The organism is Pedobacter lithocola (assembly GCF_042650845.1).
GTDB lineage: Bacteria > Bacteroidota > Bacteroidia > Sphingobacteriales > Sphingobacteriaceae > Pedobacter > Pedobacter lithocola.
In genome coordinates this window covers 50,785-65,532 of sequence record NZ_JBHSBW010000009.1, presented here as the reverse complement: position 1 = coordinate 65,532, position 14,748 = coordinate 50,785, and the positions used below count along the sequence as shown (strand labels likewise).

11 protein-coding genes are annotated in these 14,748 nt (G+C 35.5%); 3 read left to right on the top strand and 8 right to left on the bottom strand.

Annotation, left to right across the window (positions count from 1 at the left end):
- Positions 1 to 7: 7 nt before the first annotated feature.
- The 7 genes from ACFOWA_RS09125 to ACFOWA_RS09095 all read right to left on the bottom strand — a co-directional run bounded on the left by ACFOWA_RS09125 (position 8) and on the right by ACFOWA_RS09095 (position 9,243).
- Positions 8 to 3,274: a SusC/RagA family TonB-linked outer membrane protein gene (locus ACFOWA_RS09125; protein WP_378984298.1), complete on the bottom strand. Its 3,267-nt coding sequence runs from the start codon at positions 3,272 to 3,274 to the stop codon at positions 8 to 10.
- 90 nt (positions 3,275 to 3,364) lie between these two features.
- Positions 3,365 to 4,552, bottom strand: a complete 1,188-nt coding sequence (locus ACFOWA_RS09120) for an ROK family protein (RefSeq protein WP_378984296.1) — start codon at positions 4,550 to 4,552, stop codon at positions 3,365 to 3,367.
- Between the two features lie 135 nt (positions 4,553 to 4,687).
- On the bottom strand, positions 4,688 to 5,884 hold the full coding sequence (gene lepB, locus ACFOWA_RS09115; RefSeq protein ID WP_378984294.1) for a signal peptidase I: 1,197 nt from the start codon (positions 5,882 to 5,884) through the stop codon (positions 4,688 to 4,690).
- 164 nt (positions 5,885 to 6,048) lie between these two features.
- Positions 6,049 to 6,783: a 4-hydroxy-tetrahydrodipicolinate reductase gene (dapB, locus tag ACFOWA_RS09110; RefSeq protein WP_378984291.1), complete on the bottom strand. Its 735-nt coding sequence runs from the start codon at positions 6,781 to 6,783 to the stop codon at positions 6,049 to 6,051.
- Between the two features lie 21 nt (positions 6,784 to 6,804).
- Complete coding sequence (locus ACFOWA_RS09105) at positions 6,805 to 7,524, bottom strand: DUF5683 domain-containing protein (protein ID WP_378984288.1); 720 nt, start codon at positions 7,522 to 7,524, stop codon at positions 6,805 to 6,807.
- Positions 7,524 to 8,432: a ParB/RepB/Spo0J family partition protein gene (locus ACFOWA_RS09100; protein ID WP_378984285.1), complete on the bottom strand. Its 909-nt coding sequence runs from the start codon at positions 8,430 to 8,432 to the stop codon at positions 7,524 to 7,526. The genes ACFOWA_RS09105 and ACFOWA_RS09100 overlap by 1 nt, the downstream gene beginning before the upstream one ends.
- A 7-nt stretch (positions 8,433 to 8,439) precedes the next feature.
- Entirely contained in the window at positions 8,440 to 9,243 is an 804-nt protein-coding gene (locus ACFOWA_RS09095) for a ParA family protein (protein ID WP_378984282.1), read from the bottom strand.
- Between the two features lie 181 nt (positions 9,244 to 9,424).
- Between ACFOWA_RS09095 and ACFOWA_RS09090 the strand changes: the two genes are divergently transcribed.
- The gene (locus tag ACFOWA_RS09090) at positions 9,425 to 9,946 is read left to right on the top strand and encodes an NADPH-dependent FMN reductase (RefSeq protein WP_378984280.1); all 522 of its coding nucleotides are present in this window, start codon (positions 9,425 to 9,427) and stop codon (positions 9,944 to 9,946) included.
- Between the two features lie 217 nt (positions 9,947 to 10,163).
- Here ACFOWA_RS09090 and ACFOWA_RS09085 read toward each other — a convergent pair whose 3' ends face one another.
- On the bottom strand, positions 10,164 to 10,613 hold the full coding sequence (locus tag ACFOWA_RS09085) for a hypothetical protein (RefSeq protein WP_378984278.1): 450 nt from the start codon (positions 10,611 to 10,613) through the stop codon (positions 10,164 to 10,166).
- An 848-nt stretch (positions 10,614 to 11,461) separates the two neighbouring features.
- On the opposite strand from ACFOWA_RS09085, the gene ACFOWA_RS09080 reads away from it, so the two are divergent.
- Together ACFOWA_RS09080 and ACFOWA_RS09075 are read left to right on the top strand one after the other, a co-directional pair.
- A complete protein-coding gene (locus ACFOWA_RS09080) occupies positions 11,462 to 12,286 on the top strand; it encodes a polysaccharide biosynthesis/export family protein (protein WP_378984276.1) in 825 nt (274 codons plus the stop codon).
- Entirely contained in the window at positions 12,283 to 14,691 is a 2,409-nt protein-coding gene (locus ACFOWA_RS09075) for a GumC family protein (protein ID WP_378984273.1), read from the top strand. The genes ACFOWA_RS09080 and ACFOWA_RS09075 overlap by 4 nt, the downstream gene beginning before the upstream one ends.
- The last annotated feature ends 57 nt before the right edge of the window (positions 14,692 to 14,748 follow it).

Sequence of the window (14,748 nt, the reverse complement as noted above, 5' to 3'; positions counted from 1 at the left end):
TAGTTGGCTAAAAGTTTGCGCTTAGAGAAAATCCAAAGTTTCTTGATGCTGCTGTAGAGCCCACATCTACACCTTGAGACCACCATTTGTTTCCTAGTGGAGCTTCAGGATCTAAATCTTTAAGTGTACGATAGATGTAAAACAAGTTACGTCCGATTAGCGAGAACCTTAAATTTGTGATGCTTAACTTTTTAGTGAATGATGCAGGAATTTTATAACTTAAAGTTATCTCTCTCATTTTAACATAGCTGTTATTAAAAATTTCACCTTCTGTTAAAGAACCTTCACCCCAATTGTACGTAGTTAAATAATAATCTGCTGCTGATAAAATTTTAGTGTTTGGTAAGCCAGTTGTTTGGTTTACACCTTGTAATAAAACACCATCGTTGTATGTTTTTCCATTCGCTGTGTAAGCAATTCCACCATTTGCAGCATCTCTAAATTCCATCGAATTTTCTAACATACCTGCACCACGCATAAATTTCAAGTTTGGTGCAATGATTTTGCCACCTAAACGGTAATCAATAGTAAAATCTAAAGCAACATTGCCATAGCTAAATGTATTTGAAAAACCACCAACAGCTTTCGGCATGATGTTACCAACTTTTACGTAAACAGAATTGTCCATAACATAAAAACCGTCATCATTAATCAAATAGTTTCCGCTTGCATCTGTTTTGCGTGGACGGATATAGATGTTACCTAAATCCTCGCCTGCTCTTGCAACAATTTTAGAGGTAGCCTGATCAGAAGAATAGAAGTTAATTTCTGAATTAGCATCTTTTAAAGAGTTTACCTTCGATTTGTTTGTAGAAAAGTTTAATCGGGTATCCCATCTAAATTTTCCTGCAATTGGAGTCGCATTAATGGCAACCTCAAAACCTCTGTTGCCAATTTCACCAACGTTTACAATTTGGCTTTTTGCACCATTAGTAGAGGTTACATCTAGCGGTAAAATTTGGTTTTTAATTTTGTTATCATAATAACTTACATCTAAACCAAGTCTTCCTTTTAAAAAGCGAGTTTCTAAACCAAATTCTGCTTCATATTTTTTCTCAGGCATTAAACCTAAGTTACCGTAAGCACTTGCCGAAACGATAGATGGTACAGAACCATTAATGGTTTGTAAAGAGTTTTGAGTGTAAGAAACGTTTGCTTCATAAATTGGCGGCGCATTACCTACTACACCATAAGATGCTCTTAATTTACCATAAGTCCAGAAGGATGGCAATTTAACTACATCGCTAAAAACAAAACCACTATTTACTGAATAATATGAGTATTGATTATTTCCTGGAGGCAAAGTAGAAACATACTCGCGTCTTGCGGTTCCTTCAACAAATAAGAAATCTTTGTAACTCAAGTTTAATAACCCTAAATAAGCATATTTCAATTGTTCTTTACGTGCTTCTGATGTTTCTGCTATACCAAACGAGTTAGAAAGTGCAAAGAAATTCTCTGTAACCAATCCATCTCTGGTATTTGCTCTTAAGTCTTTATAACTTTCTTTTCTGCCTTGATAGCCACCGCTTAATGAAACACTAAAATCTTCACCAATTTTATTGGTGTAACTTAATAACGCATCACCATATAAAACTGAATACTGACCTTGAGTTGTTGTATAAGAACCTGTACTTGTGTTACCGTTTAATGCACTTGGTATTTCTGTAAATTGACGATTTTCTGTTTTTACACTTGTATAATCGTTACCAATACGACCTCTGAATTTTAGGTTTTTTGCAACATCATAGTTTAAAGTGAAACTTGATAATAACCTGTTCTCATTTTCGTCGTATTTATTTTTAAGCTGTTGCCAATAAAAATCTAATAAATTTGTTGCTCTAATGTTAAAAATGAATGGCTCAGGACGAGCAGTTTGGTCGAACGTAGAATATTTATATCCATTGCTGGTTTGATATTTTTGTTTCATCAAATCCATATCTTCTGCTCTACTGAAAAAACCACTAAACGACCCTAAAACCTGACCTAATTGATATGGTCTGTTTTTGGTTAGTGTGTTAACATAGCTTACAATAACATCAGCAGTTAATCTAGGAGCTAATTTGATGGTAGAATTTAGGTTAAAAGTATTTCTTGTACCTGTGTTACCTGGCTGTGTACCTTTATAATCTAATCTTGATGCAGAAAAACGATAGTTTACACCATCAGTTTGGTTGGAAATAGCAACGTTTGCATTTGAAGTATAACCCGTTTGATAAACATCTCTATAGTTATCTGGCTGAGGATTGTATGCTCTTACAGAACCATCCCACCATCTAACTTGCTGACCTTCCATCTTCGGACCGAAATTGGCGTACGCCCTGAAGTATGGTCTGAAACCACTTGGAGATTGAGCATCCGGAATCCATCCTTCTTCGGTAGCACCATTTGCAACGTTAGTTTCTCTATCGTAACCTGGGCCATAAGTATTCTGAAAGTTTGGTAAAAACGCAACTTTATCAACAGAAGCCTGATAATTAAAGTCGATACCTAATCCTCTGTTTTTTGAACCCTTTTTGGTAGTAATTACAACAACACCACTTGCTGCGTCAGAACCATACAAAGCTGATGCACTTGCACCTTTTAAAATGGTTAATGTTTCAATATCAGCAGGATTAATATCTAAAATACCATTACCTCTAACACGTTGATCATCCCAATAATTGTTATTGTTGGCACCAGCGGCTCCGTTTTGCCCATCGTTTCTTATCATTACGCCATCTACAACATAAAGTGGTTGTTGGTTATAATTGATTGAATTGATACCACGAATTTGAACGTTTACCGCACTACTTGCACCACCCGGAGCTGTAGTAATTTTAACACCAGCTGCTTTACCATATAATGCAGATGCAAAATTGGTATTACCACCTTCTGTTAATTGTTTAGCTGTAACAGTACTTACTGCGTAACCTAACGATTTTTCCTGGCGTTTTATACCAAGAGCTGTAGTTACAACATTTACTTCATCAAGCTGGCTTGCATTTTCTTTAAGTGAAATGCTAATTGTAGATTGGCCGCTATAGGTTACCTCTTGTTTGGCAAAACCAATTGCAGAAAATACCAAAACTTCGCTTGGATTTACTGATATGGAAAATTTTCCATTTCCATCTGTTTGAGTTGCCTTGGTTGTTCCTTTTATAGAAACATTAACTCCCGGCACTGCTCCAGATGCATCTCTAACTGTTCCTGTAACAGTTTTTTGAGCAAAAGCTGCTATTGTAAAAAGGGATAACAATAGCGTACTTAGGCACTTTAAGTACATTTTTTTCATTTTTTTGTAGTTAGTATTTAATTGATTAGTTGGTTGTTGGGGATGTTTGTTTACGATTTTTGTTTAGCCATATTGTATTGTTTATTATGATTAGTCGAAATTGCTATGTTCTACCAGCAGGCTAGCCGCAGCTAAAAGTTCTGCCTGCTCTGCAAGATTAGAAAGTACAATACTGGTTTGATCTGCCACCCGGGGAATGCAAAATTTATTTATTGCCTGCTGTATTGGTGGTAAAAGCATTTTTCCGGCTTTTGCTCCGCGACCGCTTAAAACGATTCTTTCAGGATTCATGATGTGAATTAGCGTAGCAAGCCCTTTTCCAATTAGGAAAGCCGCATCAAATAGTATAGAGATGGCTACTGAATCTTGTTTAATTACTGCATCAAGAAAATGATCGGCGTGGTGCTTACTTGTATCTTTAAAAAGTTCAGCCATTATGGTGGGTTCGCCATCAGCTACAGCCTTTTCTGCTTTACGAACCATAACCAGCAGAGATGTTTCTACTTCAAGGCATCCGCGTTTACCACAAGAACAAAGTGTATCAGAACTAGATAGAGGAATATGACTGAACTCACCGGCATAACCGCTGCTTCCACGGTATAAACTGCCATGAACAATCATCCCTAAACCTGTGCCCCATCCAATGTTTACTACCAAAACATCTTTTAAGCCAGCAGCTTCACCAAAATTAAGTTCGGCTAATGCAATTAAACTCGAATCATTATCAAGAAAAATTGGTAAATCTAATTGTTTAGATAAGTAACCTTGCAAATTGCTTCCACCTTCTACCGGCATAAAAGAGTAATTTATACCCAAATCTGCATTTACAAAGCCTGGCATCCCAATGCCTACACCTAATAAGTTTGTTCTATCTAGTTTAGATTTTTCGATGCATTTGTTTATGAATTCGATTAGCAAATCGGCACTATTTTGTGCAGACATGTCTAAATCTACCAGTTGCGTAGGTAGTATTTTATTATTCGATAAATCGTAAATGGTGAGGCGGGTGATGAATTGATCCATTGCTACGGCAACAATGTATTTTTTGTAATCGGGATTTATAAGAAACATTGCCGCTCGCCTACCGCCTGTTGATGGTGCAAAACCTTGTTCGATTAACTGACCACCTTCAACCAACCCATTGACTATGGAGGTAACTAGTGGCAAACTTTTCATAGTAAGCTTGCTTAAATCTGTTAGAGATAAAAGTTTTTTATAGTAAAGGTGTTTGATGATATCAGCTTTAAGCTGAACGTTCTTCTTAACTATTGCAGACATTTAAGTTTGGTTGTTAAACAAACTTAATAAAAATTTACAAAACTTATATAATCTTTTTAAAAAAATTAAAAAGAATAACTAACTATAAAAAAACGACTTACATGTTTGTGTAAGTCGTTTTTGAATTTAATCGATTTAATGAATTCCTTTTAATAATCTACTCCATCGAATTTTATGTAAGAATGAACCTTCGCTATTCCAACTCATCCAAATAAATAAAGCTTTACCAACAACATGATCTTCAGGTACAAAGCCCCAATATCTAGAATCGGCAGAGTTATGGCGATTATCGCCCATCATCCAATAATAATTTAGTTTGAATGTGTATGATGTGGCAAGTTTATCGTTAATGTACCAATCTTTACCTTTTTGCTCCACTTTGTTCCCCTCATAGGTTCTTATAGCCCGGTAATACAAAGGCATGGTATTGCTGTCAATTTTAACGGTCCAACCTTTAGCTGGTATTTTTATTGGTCCAAAATTATCTCTATTCCAAACGCGATTTGGGTCGTGTGGAAATAAACCACCAGCTTCGATAACCGAAGATTGAGCTGCATTCATTTTTACCGACTTTACAAAATCAAAAGCTTTAATTTCATCGGCCATTTCTGGTGAGATTTCGGCAATATATGCATTCGGACCATCTGGTTGCATATCGCCCATTTTTAAATCTAAATCATCAAAAACAGCATAATTAAAATTCATGGTTTTAAATTCAATGCGGTAAGGCATCATTCCAGTGCTTTTTAATGGTTCATCTTTACCATTTACGTTCGCAATTCCGTCCTTCATGCTGATAACATCACCAGCAATACCAATACATCGTTTAATAAAGTTTTCACGCTTATCTACCGGTCTGCTGGTAATAGTAAACTGACTATGAATTGCTTCTCTACCATATTGTCTAACCAAATCATAATAACTCGGAACTTGATTTTCTACCGCAACGGTATCACCTTCAGGAAAGTTAAATACAACAACATCGTTGCGTTTAATTTCTGATAAGCCTGGTAAACGATGATATTTCCATTGAACACCGTCCCAATATGCTTTGGTTGATGTTGTTAGTGGCATAGTGTGGTGCGCAAAAGGAAAAGCTACAGGCGTCATAGGGATACGTGCGCCATAATTAACTTTACTTACAAAAAGAAAATCGCCAATTAATAAAGAGCGTTCCATCGAACCCGAAGGAATGGTGTAAGCCTCAATAAAAAACACCCTGATAATTGTTGCCGCTACCACCGCAAAAACAATTGCATCTACCCATTCGCGGGTTTTGGATTTTTTCTTTTTATTGGCATCATTTTTTTTCTGCCAGAATTTATAATTCATATTTTTTGTTTAGTTAAAGCCTCACCCGCTCTCTTTCCATAGAAGAGGGAGCGCAAAGCGAAAATATCTCTTGTGTGATTATTAATCTACTATTTAATATTTTGTCCGTTTTTTCAGTCTTGGACTATGAGCCTTATGCCTTCTAACCCTTTACCTTCAACCTTCTATTCAAAAATATCTGTAATACTAAAAAAGCCCTTTTTATTTTCGAGCCACTCGGCTGCTACTACAGCGCCTAATGCAAAACCTGCTCTACTGTGAGCGGTATGTTTAATTTCTATTTCATCTACCTCACTACTGTAAATTACGGTATGCGTTCCAGGTATGTTTTCTATTCTGTGCGATTCTATCAATAGTTGGTCGGCTTTCGGGAACATTTCTACATTTGTACCTACAACCTCATTTAACCATTCTGTCTTTCTATCCAAATTATCTACAATGCCTTCTGCAATGGTAATTGCTGTACCACTTGGTGCATCAAGCTTTTGTGTATGATGAATTTCCTCTACCTGAACTTCGTAAGCAGGATAACTATTCATCAGTTTTGCCAAAGTTTGGTTTAATTTAAAAAATAAATTTACGCCAATACTGAAATTAGACCCATACAGTAAAGTATTGTTACTGTTATTGCATTCATTTTTTACTTCTTGTAATTTGCCATACCAGCCAGTTGTTCCCACAACAATAGGCACATTAGCATCAAAACAAGTATAGATATTGTTTAATACAGAATCTGGCGTGCTAAAATCGATGGCTACATCAGCAGCTTTTAAATTTTGACGGGTTAGTTCGTCTTGATTATCAATAAAAATTTTTAAAACTATCTCATGACCGCGTTCTAAAGCGAATTTCTCTATAATCTGGCCCATTTTGCCGTATCCTAAAAGCGCAATTTTCATCGGGATATTTATTTAATTTGGTTAAAATCGTAATGATACTTTTAAAGCTGGTGTGGCATTAAAGCCATACATAGCGGTGGGATTGTTCATTAATGATGGTGTAATTTTCATCGACAGAGAATCATCTATATTAAAATAATTTAAGCGAGCGGCAACATACGCATCAACAACATTTATTGCGTAAACCGCGAAATAAGAGAAAATTACAATCTGTCTGTTTCTTTTAAAAATGGCAAGATTGTTAAGTAGGTTAGAATCACTATATCTATCTAATGTTTTATTCTCTGTTTGCCCCGAATTTAATCCCCTAAATTGCGCCTCCTTTAAAAAAATCTTATACTGTTTATCATTATCAATATATGATAAAGTTAGCAGGGTAAAACCGGCATAAATGATTCCGACTTTGCTTAACGTATATGTTTTCTGCCAGAAATGACCAGTTTTTTCACCTTTGGCATTAAGTTTTTCATTAAGTAATTGGTTGTTGTATAACTGCCCCCAACCCGGAATAATTAAAGATTTTAGTACGGCCTTTCTAGCTGCAACTTTACCAGGATTAACGTATTTCGCTTTCGCTGTATCAGTCGTTTTCTTCGGTGAATCTATCCTAACAACACGTATTGGAGTTGTTTTTATGGTATCAATAGGTTTTAATAGCGTATCTCTAACCTGTGCTGAAGCCAGATTTACAAAGCAAAATGCAAATAAAGAAAATGATATTAACCTCTTGAATTTCAGCATTACCAATCTAATAATTCTAAAATTCTATTCAAATCATCATCGCTAACAAAAGGAATTTCTATTGCTCCTTTACCGTTCTGACTAACTTTTAATTTTACTCTCGTAGCGAATTTAGACGCCAAATCATCTTGCAGTTTCTGATATTGAAACGAAGCGCTTTTTGGTTTAGGCTTATCTTCAATTTTAAATGGTGTATGTTGGAGGTTGCGAACAAGTTCCTCTACTTTACGAACAGAAAGACCTTTATCTAAAATTTCTTGATGGATAAACAATTGTTTATCAACGCCATCTACATTAATTAGAGCACGGGCATGACCCATAGAAATTCGCTGGTCGCGGATGGAAGCTTGTATTGCAGGAGGAAGTTTTAATAAACGCAGATAATTTGTAACCGTTGTACGGTTTTTACCAACACGTTCGCCAAGTTGTTCTTGTTTTAAACCAACTTCATCAATCATCCTTTGAAAACTCAAAGCTACTTCAATTGCGTTTAAATTTTCCCGCTGGATATTCTCGATCAATGCCATTTCCAACATCTGTTGGTCGTTTGCGCTACGGATATAAGCAGGTATTTGAGATAAACCAGCAAGCTTCGACGCTCTAAATCTTCGCTCACCAGAGATTAACTGGTATTTATTTGCACCAATTTTTCTAACGGTAATGGGTTGGATTAATCCTTGAGTTTTTATCGAATCGGCAAGTTCATTTAGTGCAACCTGGTCAAATTCGGTTCGTGGTTGAAATGGATTGGTTTCAACTTCGGTTAAACTTACATGACTGATGTTACCAATCTGTTCGGTTTCGCTAATATGATTAACATTCTGCTTCGGCGGATGAGAAGAATCGCTATCATCTAAAAGCGCACTTAGCCCTCTTCCTAAACCTGTTTTTCGCTGAAAAGATGTCATTTATGATTTATAAAGTTGCTGTATCAATGTTTTCTTCCTCTTTTAACAAGCCGTTTTTCTTAACAATTTCGCGGGCAAGGTTAAGGTAATTTATTGCGCCTTTGCAATTTGCATCATGCATAATAACCGAAACGCCGTAACTAGGAGCCTCACTTAAACGGGTATTTCGCTGAATAATGGTATCAAAAACCAACTCGTGGAAATGCGTTCTTACCTCCTCTACCACCTGGTTTGATAAACGTAAGCGCACATCATACATGGTAAGTAAAATCCCTTCAATTTCCAATTCAGGGTTTAAACGGTTTTGAACAATTTTAATTGTATTCAGTAGTTTACCCAAGCCTTCTAAAGCAAAATATTCGCATTGAACAGGAATTATTACCGAATCTGCAGCGGTTAGTGCATTAATCGTAATTAAACCCAATGATGGAGAACAATCGATGATAATAAAATCATACTGATCTTTAATCTTTTCTAAAACCGCTTTCATTTTATATTCGCGGTTATTAAGGTTTATCATTTCAATTTCTGCCCCTACCAAATCAATATGTGCAGGTAATAAATCTAAATTTGGTGTTTCCGTTTTTTGTATGGCTTGTAAAGGATCGATATCGTTAATGATACATTCGTAGATACTGTCTTTTATATTCCGTGGGTCGAAACCAATACCCGAAGTCGAATTTGCCTGAGGATCAGCATCTACCAATAAAGTTTTATATTCTAATACGGCCAAACTTGCAGCCAGGTTTATGGATGATGTTGTTTTACCTACGCCACCTTTTTGATTTGCTAATGCAATAATTTTGCTCATCTATGTATCCGAAGTTTACTTAATGTGTGTTTGGGCTGTACAATTGTTGCCAATTAATCGGCAAAAAGTTCTATTTTTGCGTTGTTTACGCCCTTTTTATCAATCAGCTAAGATACAAACTATATGGTAATTTTAGCAATAAGGGCTTTTGGGTTTTACACATCTTATTAACAATTCATCCATGATTACAATAATAGCCGGAACAAACAGACCCAATAGCAATACGCTAAAAGTGGCTAAATATTACCAACAGCAACTTAAATTAAAAGGTGAGGAATCTAACCTACTGAATTTAGAGCATTTACCAATTGATGTTTTAAATAGCGATATGTTTGGTAAACGGACGGAAGCTTTTCAAAAAATTCAGGATTTAATTTCTGCAACTGATAAATTCATTTTCATAATGCCGGAGTATAATGGAAGTTTCCCAGGTGTTTTAAAGGTGCTTATTGATGCATGCAATTTCCCGGAAAGTTTTTATGATAAAAAAGCAGCTTTAATTGGAATTTCATCGGGTAAGTATGGTAATATCAGAGGAGTTGACCATTTTACCGGGGTTTGCCATTACATACATTTAAATGTTTTGCCGCTTCGTTTACACATTCCAAATATAAAAACTGAGCTTGATGCGGAAGGCAATTTGATTCAGGAAGATACCATTAAATTTACCAATGAGCAGATTGACAAGTTTATAAAATTTTAGAATAGGATTTTATAGTCAAGCTGAGTTCTGTTACTTAACTTGATATTCTGCTGTTTTAACGCCGTATTGCTTGTGCCACACGTCTTGCTGAATTCATTTCAGCATTTTTCCTGCTAAAAAGACCCTGAAATAAATTCAGGGTGACGTTAACTAAAAAAAGCAACTTATTAATAATGTAAAGGAAAATTAACAATCGATCTCTGGTTGTTAAGCTTATCTAAACCTGTGATAAATTTAGCTGTGATGTTCTTGTTCGTCTTATCATAAAAAACGCAAAAATTGATGCAATAGAGCCAAAAGCCCAAGAATAATCATCTAGGTTGCATTGCACAACTGTGCGGTTTGCAACTATACCAGTAAGCCTAACCCCATTGCAACCAGTTACTGTACCTAAAACTGTAGCATAACCCTGTGGGCAAACTGTACAATTTTGCGAAGCCCCTACCCATCTAAATTGAGAATTCGATACACAAGCAGATACACTTGGCTCATTTGGATTTGGTAGATAAACAGGATTACCAAAGATCGTAGTTAATAAACTACCAAGTGAGTTATCTTGAACCGTATAAACTGTGTTATTACTTGAGACCAAACACCCAGTTTGTGCAAAAGATTTCTGAAAATACGAAGCTAATAAAATCAATAAAACAAGCTTTAAACGCTTCATAGGGATGAAGTAAATTATTCAAAGTTACCGAAGCTAGCAAGCCATTTAACTGTTCTTTTTGTTCACTTACTTTTGTTGATTTCTTGTTTGTTCATTATCTGAACAGAGTCCAATTAGTTGGCCAATTATGGTTAATAGAAAATATTATTACGGATATTCACACCATGAATTGGAGTGAATAAATAGCTGCTTCGGTTCTCATAAATCAGCATTAAATAAAGCTATTAAAACCTTTAAATTAATTAGATATGAAAAATCCTAATAAGATAACTCACGCTTACGCATGAATCGAAATCCAATCATGCCGATTGGTAGTATTAAAAACCAGACGTAGTCATCGAGGGGGCAATTTACATTATAGTAATTTCCTCCACCTAAAAGACATAATGTTTGCGAAATAAATGAAACAGGCGGGGAATTATTAACAGTAAAATTTGGAGTTCCACTATAGCCGTTCGAGCATTGACTTATCGCCGTAATGCCACCGCTCGGAACTGTACGTGCAGGATTAGTGTAAAGCCTACCGCCAGAAAGATAGTAGCATGTATTTGGTATTTGACCGAAAGACTTTACAGAACCAAAACACAGAAGAATTAAAATTATAAACTTTCCCATAAAAATGAATTTTATGGGATATGCTATAACAACAAAGGATAAGTAAATATACAGTATTTACTGTTTAAACAACAACTAGCATTAAATTAACCAATTATAGGTAATTATTAATAAAAATTGCTAAATTACGGTTATAACCAAACAGTTCTAGTTAAGAATAAGCCAAATATTTTTTTCTGAGAACATTTAAAATCATTTTGTTTAACTAACAAATTATTAGGGAGAAGCACTTTATGATAGAGAATTTCAACAGTAAACACATCTATTTATTTATCACGTTTTCCTTACTATTCCTTTTTAGCGCCTGTTCCGTCCGCAAGAAACATAGTCTGTTTAATGCACCAACAGATATAGTTACCGATACCATCAAGCAAGTTTATGTAGTAAATGACCGAGGCATATCAGATGCTTACTACAAAATAAAGGTTAATGATAAGATAGCCATCAGAAATGTTCAAAACCCCGAATTTGGCGCCACAGCAGGCAGCAATTTTACAAATCAAACTAACAATAACATTAATAATTATAACGGACAAAACGTACTCTCCTATCCGGTAGATTTAGACGGGCAGGTAAACCTACCTGCCGTTGGCAAAGTAGAAATTGCAGGTTTAACTAGACGAGAAGCTGCTATTAAAATTCAGGATTTGTATAAGCAAAAACTACTGAAAGACCCCATAATCGAGCTAAATATCGTTAACCTAAAAGTTACGCTATTAGGTGAGTTTAGCAAACAAGGCAACTTTTTTATCGAGCGAGAAAATACCACACTTATAGATATTATTGGTGAAGCCGGTGGAATCACAAAAACTGCCGACCCAAAAACATTAAAAATTATTAGAGGTGATAGAAATCATCCGGAGATAATTTATGTAAACCTATCTGATATAAATAGTTTGGCAAGCAAAAAATTAGTGCTTCAAAACAATGATATTATAATTCTACAACCTACAAAAAGTGCCGCACTTAGCGAAAAATTAACTAGTGTTAACAATGTGATACAACCAATTTTGGTAGTGGTAAATTTAGGGATATTAATACTTAGCCTAACCAGATGATGGAAAATAACCCAACTCCAGCTCAGCCACAATCTGTTAGTCAGCAAATAGATTTTTATAAAATATTTCGTGTTTTTTTAAGTAGATGGTATTGGGTTGCCGGCATGGTTGTAATTGTATTAATAGTTGCTAAAATTTACCTGTGGTATACCCCACCAGTTTATCAAACAGGTGCATCGCTTAAGCTAGAAGACGCTAACCCCGCAATAAGCACAGGCGGGCAAGCTGCCATGCAAAGTTATAATTACACAGATAAAATACAGGCAGAAAGTTTTGTTATTAGAAGCAACGAAGTTATTTTAAACGCCGTAAAAAACATCGATTACAAGATAAGCTATTATATAAAAGGTAGAATAAGAACAACAGAAACCTATCCTAATGTTCCATTTGTAATTGAAATTGTAAAGCAAGATAGTGTAAATTTCGAGCGATCGCTTTATCAGGTAGAAGCTATAAACGAACAAAGTTTCACAATTAAAAATGCGCTGGAAGATTCAAAAAAAACCTATCGTTATGGAGAAAACATAAACGCTGGCAATATGATTTTTCGGATTCGCGATAAGATTCCTCCAAAAAGCATTTATCAATTTAAGTTTAACACAAAAGAGGATTTTATTGGTCGAGCTATGGGCGGTTTAAATATTGGCGAAGCAGCAAGGTTTACCAATGTTATGAGCTTAAGCCAAACCGATGGAAACCCACAATTTGCTGCCGATATTCTTAATGCCATTATGAAAGAATATGTGCTTTATGATGTTATTCAGCGACGAAGATCTGCAAGGCAAACGGTAGAATTTATCGATAACCAACTTGGCTTTATAAACACCGAAACGGGCAAATCAGGAAGTAACTTAGCAAACTTTAAAACCCAAAACAAAATTGTTGATTTATCATCAGCAACTACTCTGACGGTAGGAAAACTTAGCGACCTGGAGAAACAAAAATCTGAGCTAAATTTAAAGGCTTTAGGCATTAGTCAGTTAGAAGAACAGGTTAACAACAATAGAAATAAAATCGAAATCGGCATTGATTTAGAAGGCGAACTGAGCAATAACCTTGGTGGCTTGGTGGGCCAAATAAATACTTTATTAGCGAGTAGAGAAGTTAAATTATCTCAATTCAATCCCGAATCTCAACCCGTTTTAACTATTGATAAGCAGATTGCTGCCGTTAAATCATCTATTAAAAATAACATCAGGTTGCTTCGTGAACAAAATGAGCGAACCATAAGATACATTGATAATCAGATTGCAGGTGTAAACCAAAACATTAGTACCATTCCTACGAAAGAGCAAAATTTTGTAAAGCTTCAGGCCAATTTCGAAGTAAATAATAAAGTTAGATCGTACTTATCAGAGAAAAAACTTGAAGCCGAAATGAACGCTGCAGCAATTGTTCCGGGTGCGTCAATTGTGAATCCTGCTTACCCTTCATTCTATCCAATTTCGCCAAATGAAAACAAAACTTATACAACTGCATTGGTGATAGGTTTGGCCGGAGGAATAGGATTAATATTGCTGGTTAGGTTTTTAAATCCTTACATATACGATAAGGAAATGGTTGAAGGTTTAACAAACACACCGATTATTGGTGTAATTAGGAAATTTCCAGATTATATTGATAAAGACAGCCGTCAAGCACTTTCTATTGCCAAACCAAAATCTGTATTTGCAGAATCTGTACGTTCTGTTAGAACCAACTTAAGTTTTTTAGCTAGCCATAAGCAAAGTAAAATTATTTGCATAACCTCCGAAATCTCTGGAGAGGGAAAATCTTTTGTTACCGTAAACTTAGCAGGCACGCTCGCTTTAATCGAAAAGAAAGTAATATTAATTGCTGCCGATTTACGAAAATCGAAATTGCATAAGGTTTTTGGTAGCGACAATAGTAAGGGATTAAGTTCTATACTTTCCAATCAGGCTATTTTAGAAGATGTTCTTGTACACGATAAGGTTCATCAAATCGATTTTATTCCTTCTGGTCCGGTGCCGCCAAACCCGTCTGAATTGTTGCATACAGCTGCCATGAGAGAATTATTAACACAGCTAGAACCTCATTACGATTACATTTTGATAGATACAGCTCCTGTTGGTTTAGTGTCTGATGCGATTCCTTTAATCAGATCGTCTGATGTAAATCTTTTTGTTATCCGCTCTGGTGTTTCACAGCAACGTGCCGCTGCGATACCAGAAAGATTATCTCGTGAATATGGCTTAAGTAATTTGGCGATTGTACTAAATGCTTTTGGAGACGATGCGTTGTACGCCAACTATTATACAACTGATTATGCCGTGGTGGTGGCAATAGCACTTATTATTATTCTGATTACAGCGGTTATTCAGGTTCGGGATATTACGATGATGAAAATAGAAAATGGTGGATGTTTTGGAAAAAGAAATAGGTAATAGTAAAAAATTAATAATTAAGGTGGTGGATAGTATTCGCTTTTAGATATAAAGCTT

Coding starts and splice junctions, on each gene's coding strand:
- ACFOWA_RS09085 (WP_378984278.1), bottom strand. CDS start 10,613: ATGAAGCGTTTAAAGCTTGTTTTATTGATTTTATTAGCTTCGTATTTT.
- ACFOWA_RS09075 (WP_378984273.1), top strand. CDS start 12,283: ATGATGGAAAATAACCCAACTCCAGCTCAGCCACAATCTGTTAGTCAG.
- ACFOWA_RS09100 (WP_378984285.1), bottom strand. CDS start 8,432: ATGACATCTTTTCAGCGAAAAACAGGTTTAGGAAGAGGGCTAAGTGCG.
- ACFOWA_RS09080 (WP_378984276.1), top strand. CDS start 11,462: ATGATAGAGAATTTCAACAGTAAACACATCTATTTATTTATCACGTTT.
- ACFOWA_RS09090 (WP_378984280.1), top strand. CDS start 9,425: ATGATTACAATAATAGCCGGAACAAACAGACCCAATAGCAATACGCTA.
- ACFOWA_RS09095 (WP_378984282.1), bottom strand. CDS start 9,243: ATGAGCAAAATTATTGCATTAGCAAATCAAAAAGGTGGCGTAGGTAAA.
- ACFOWA_RS09125 (WP_378984298.1), bottom strand. CDS start 3,274: ATGAAAAAAATGTACTTAAAGTGCCTAAGTACGCTATTGTTATCCCTT.
- ACFOWA_RS09120 (WP_378984296.1), bottom strand. CDS start 4,552: ATGTCTGCAATAGTTAAGAAGAACGTTCAGCTTAAAGCTGATATCATC.
- ACFOWA_RS09105 (WP_378984288.1), bottom strand. CDS start 7,524: ATGCTGAAATTCAAGAGGTTAATATCATTTTCTTTATTTGCATTTTGC.
- lepB (WP_378984294.1), bottom strand. CDS start 5,884: ATGAATTATAAATTCTGGCAGAAAAAAAATGATGCCAATAAAAAGAAA.
- dapB (WP_378984291.1), bottom strand. CDS start 6,783: ATGAAAATTGCGCTTTTAGGATACGGCAAAATGGGCCAGATTATAGAG.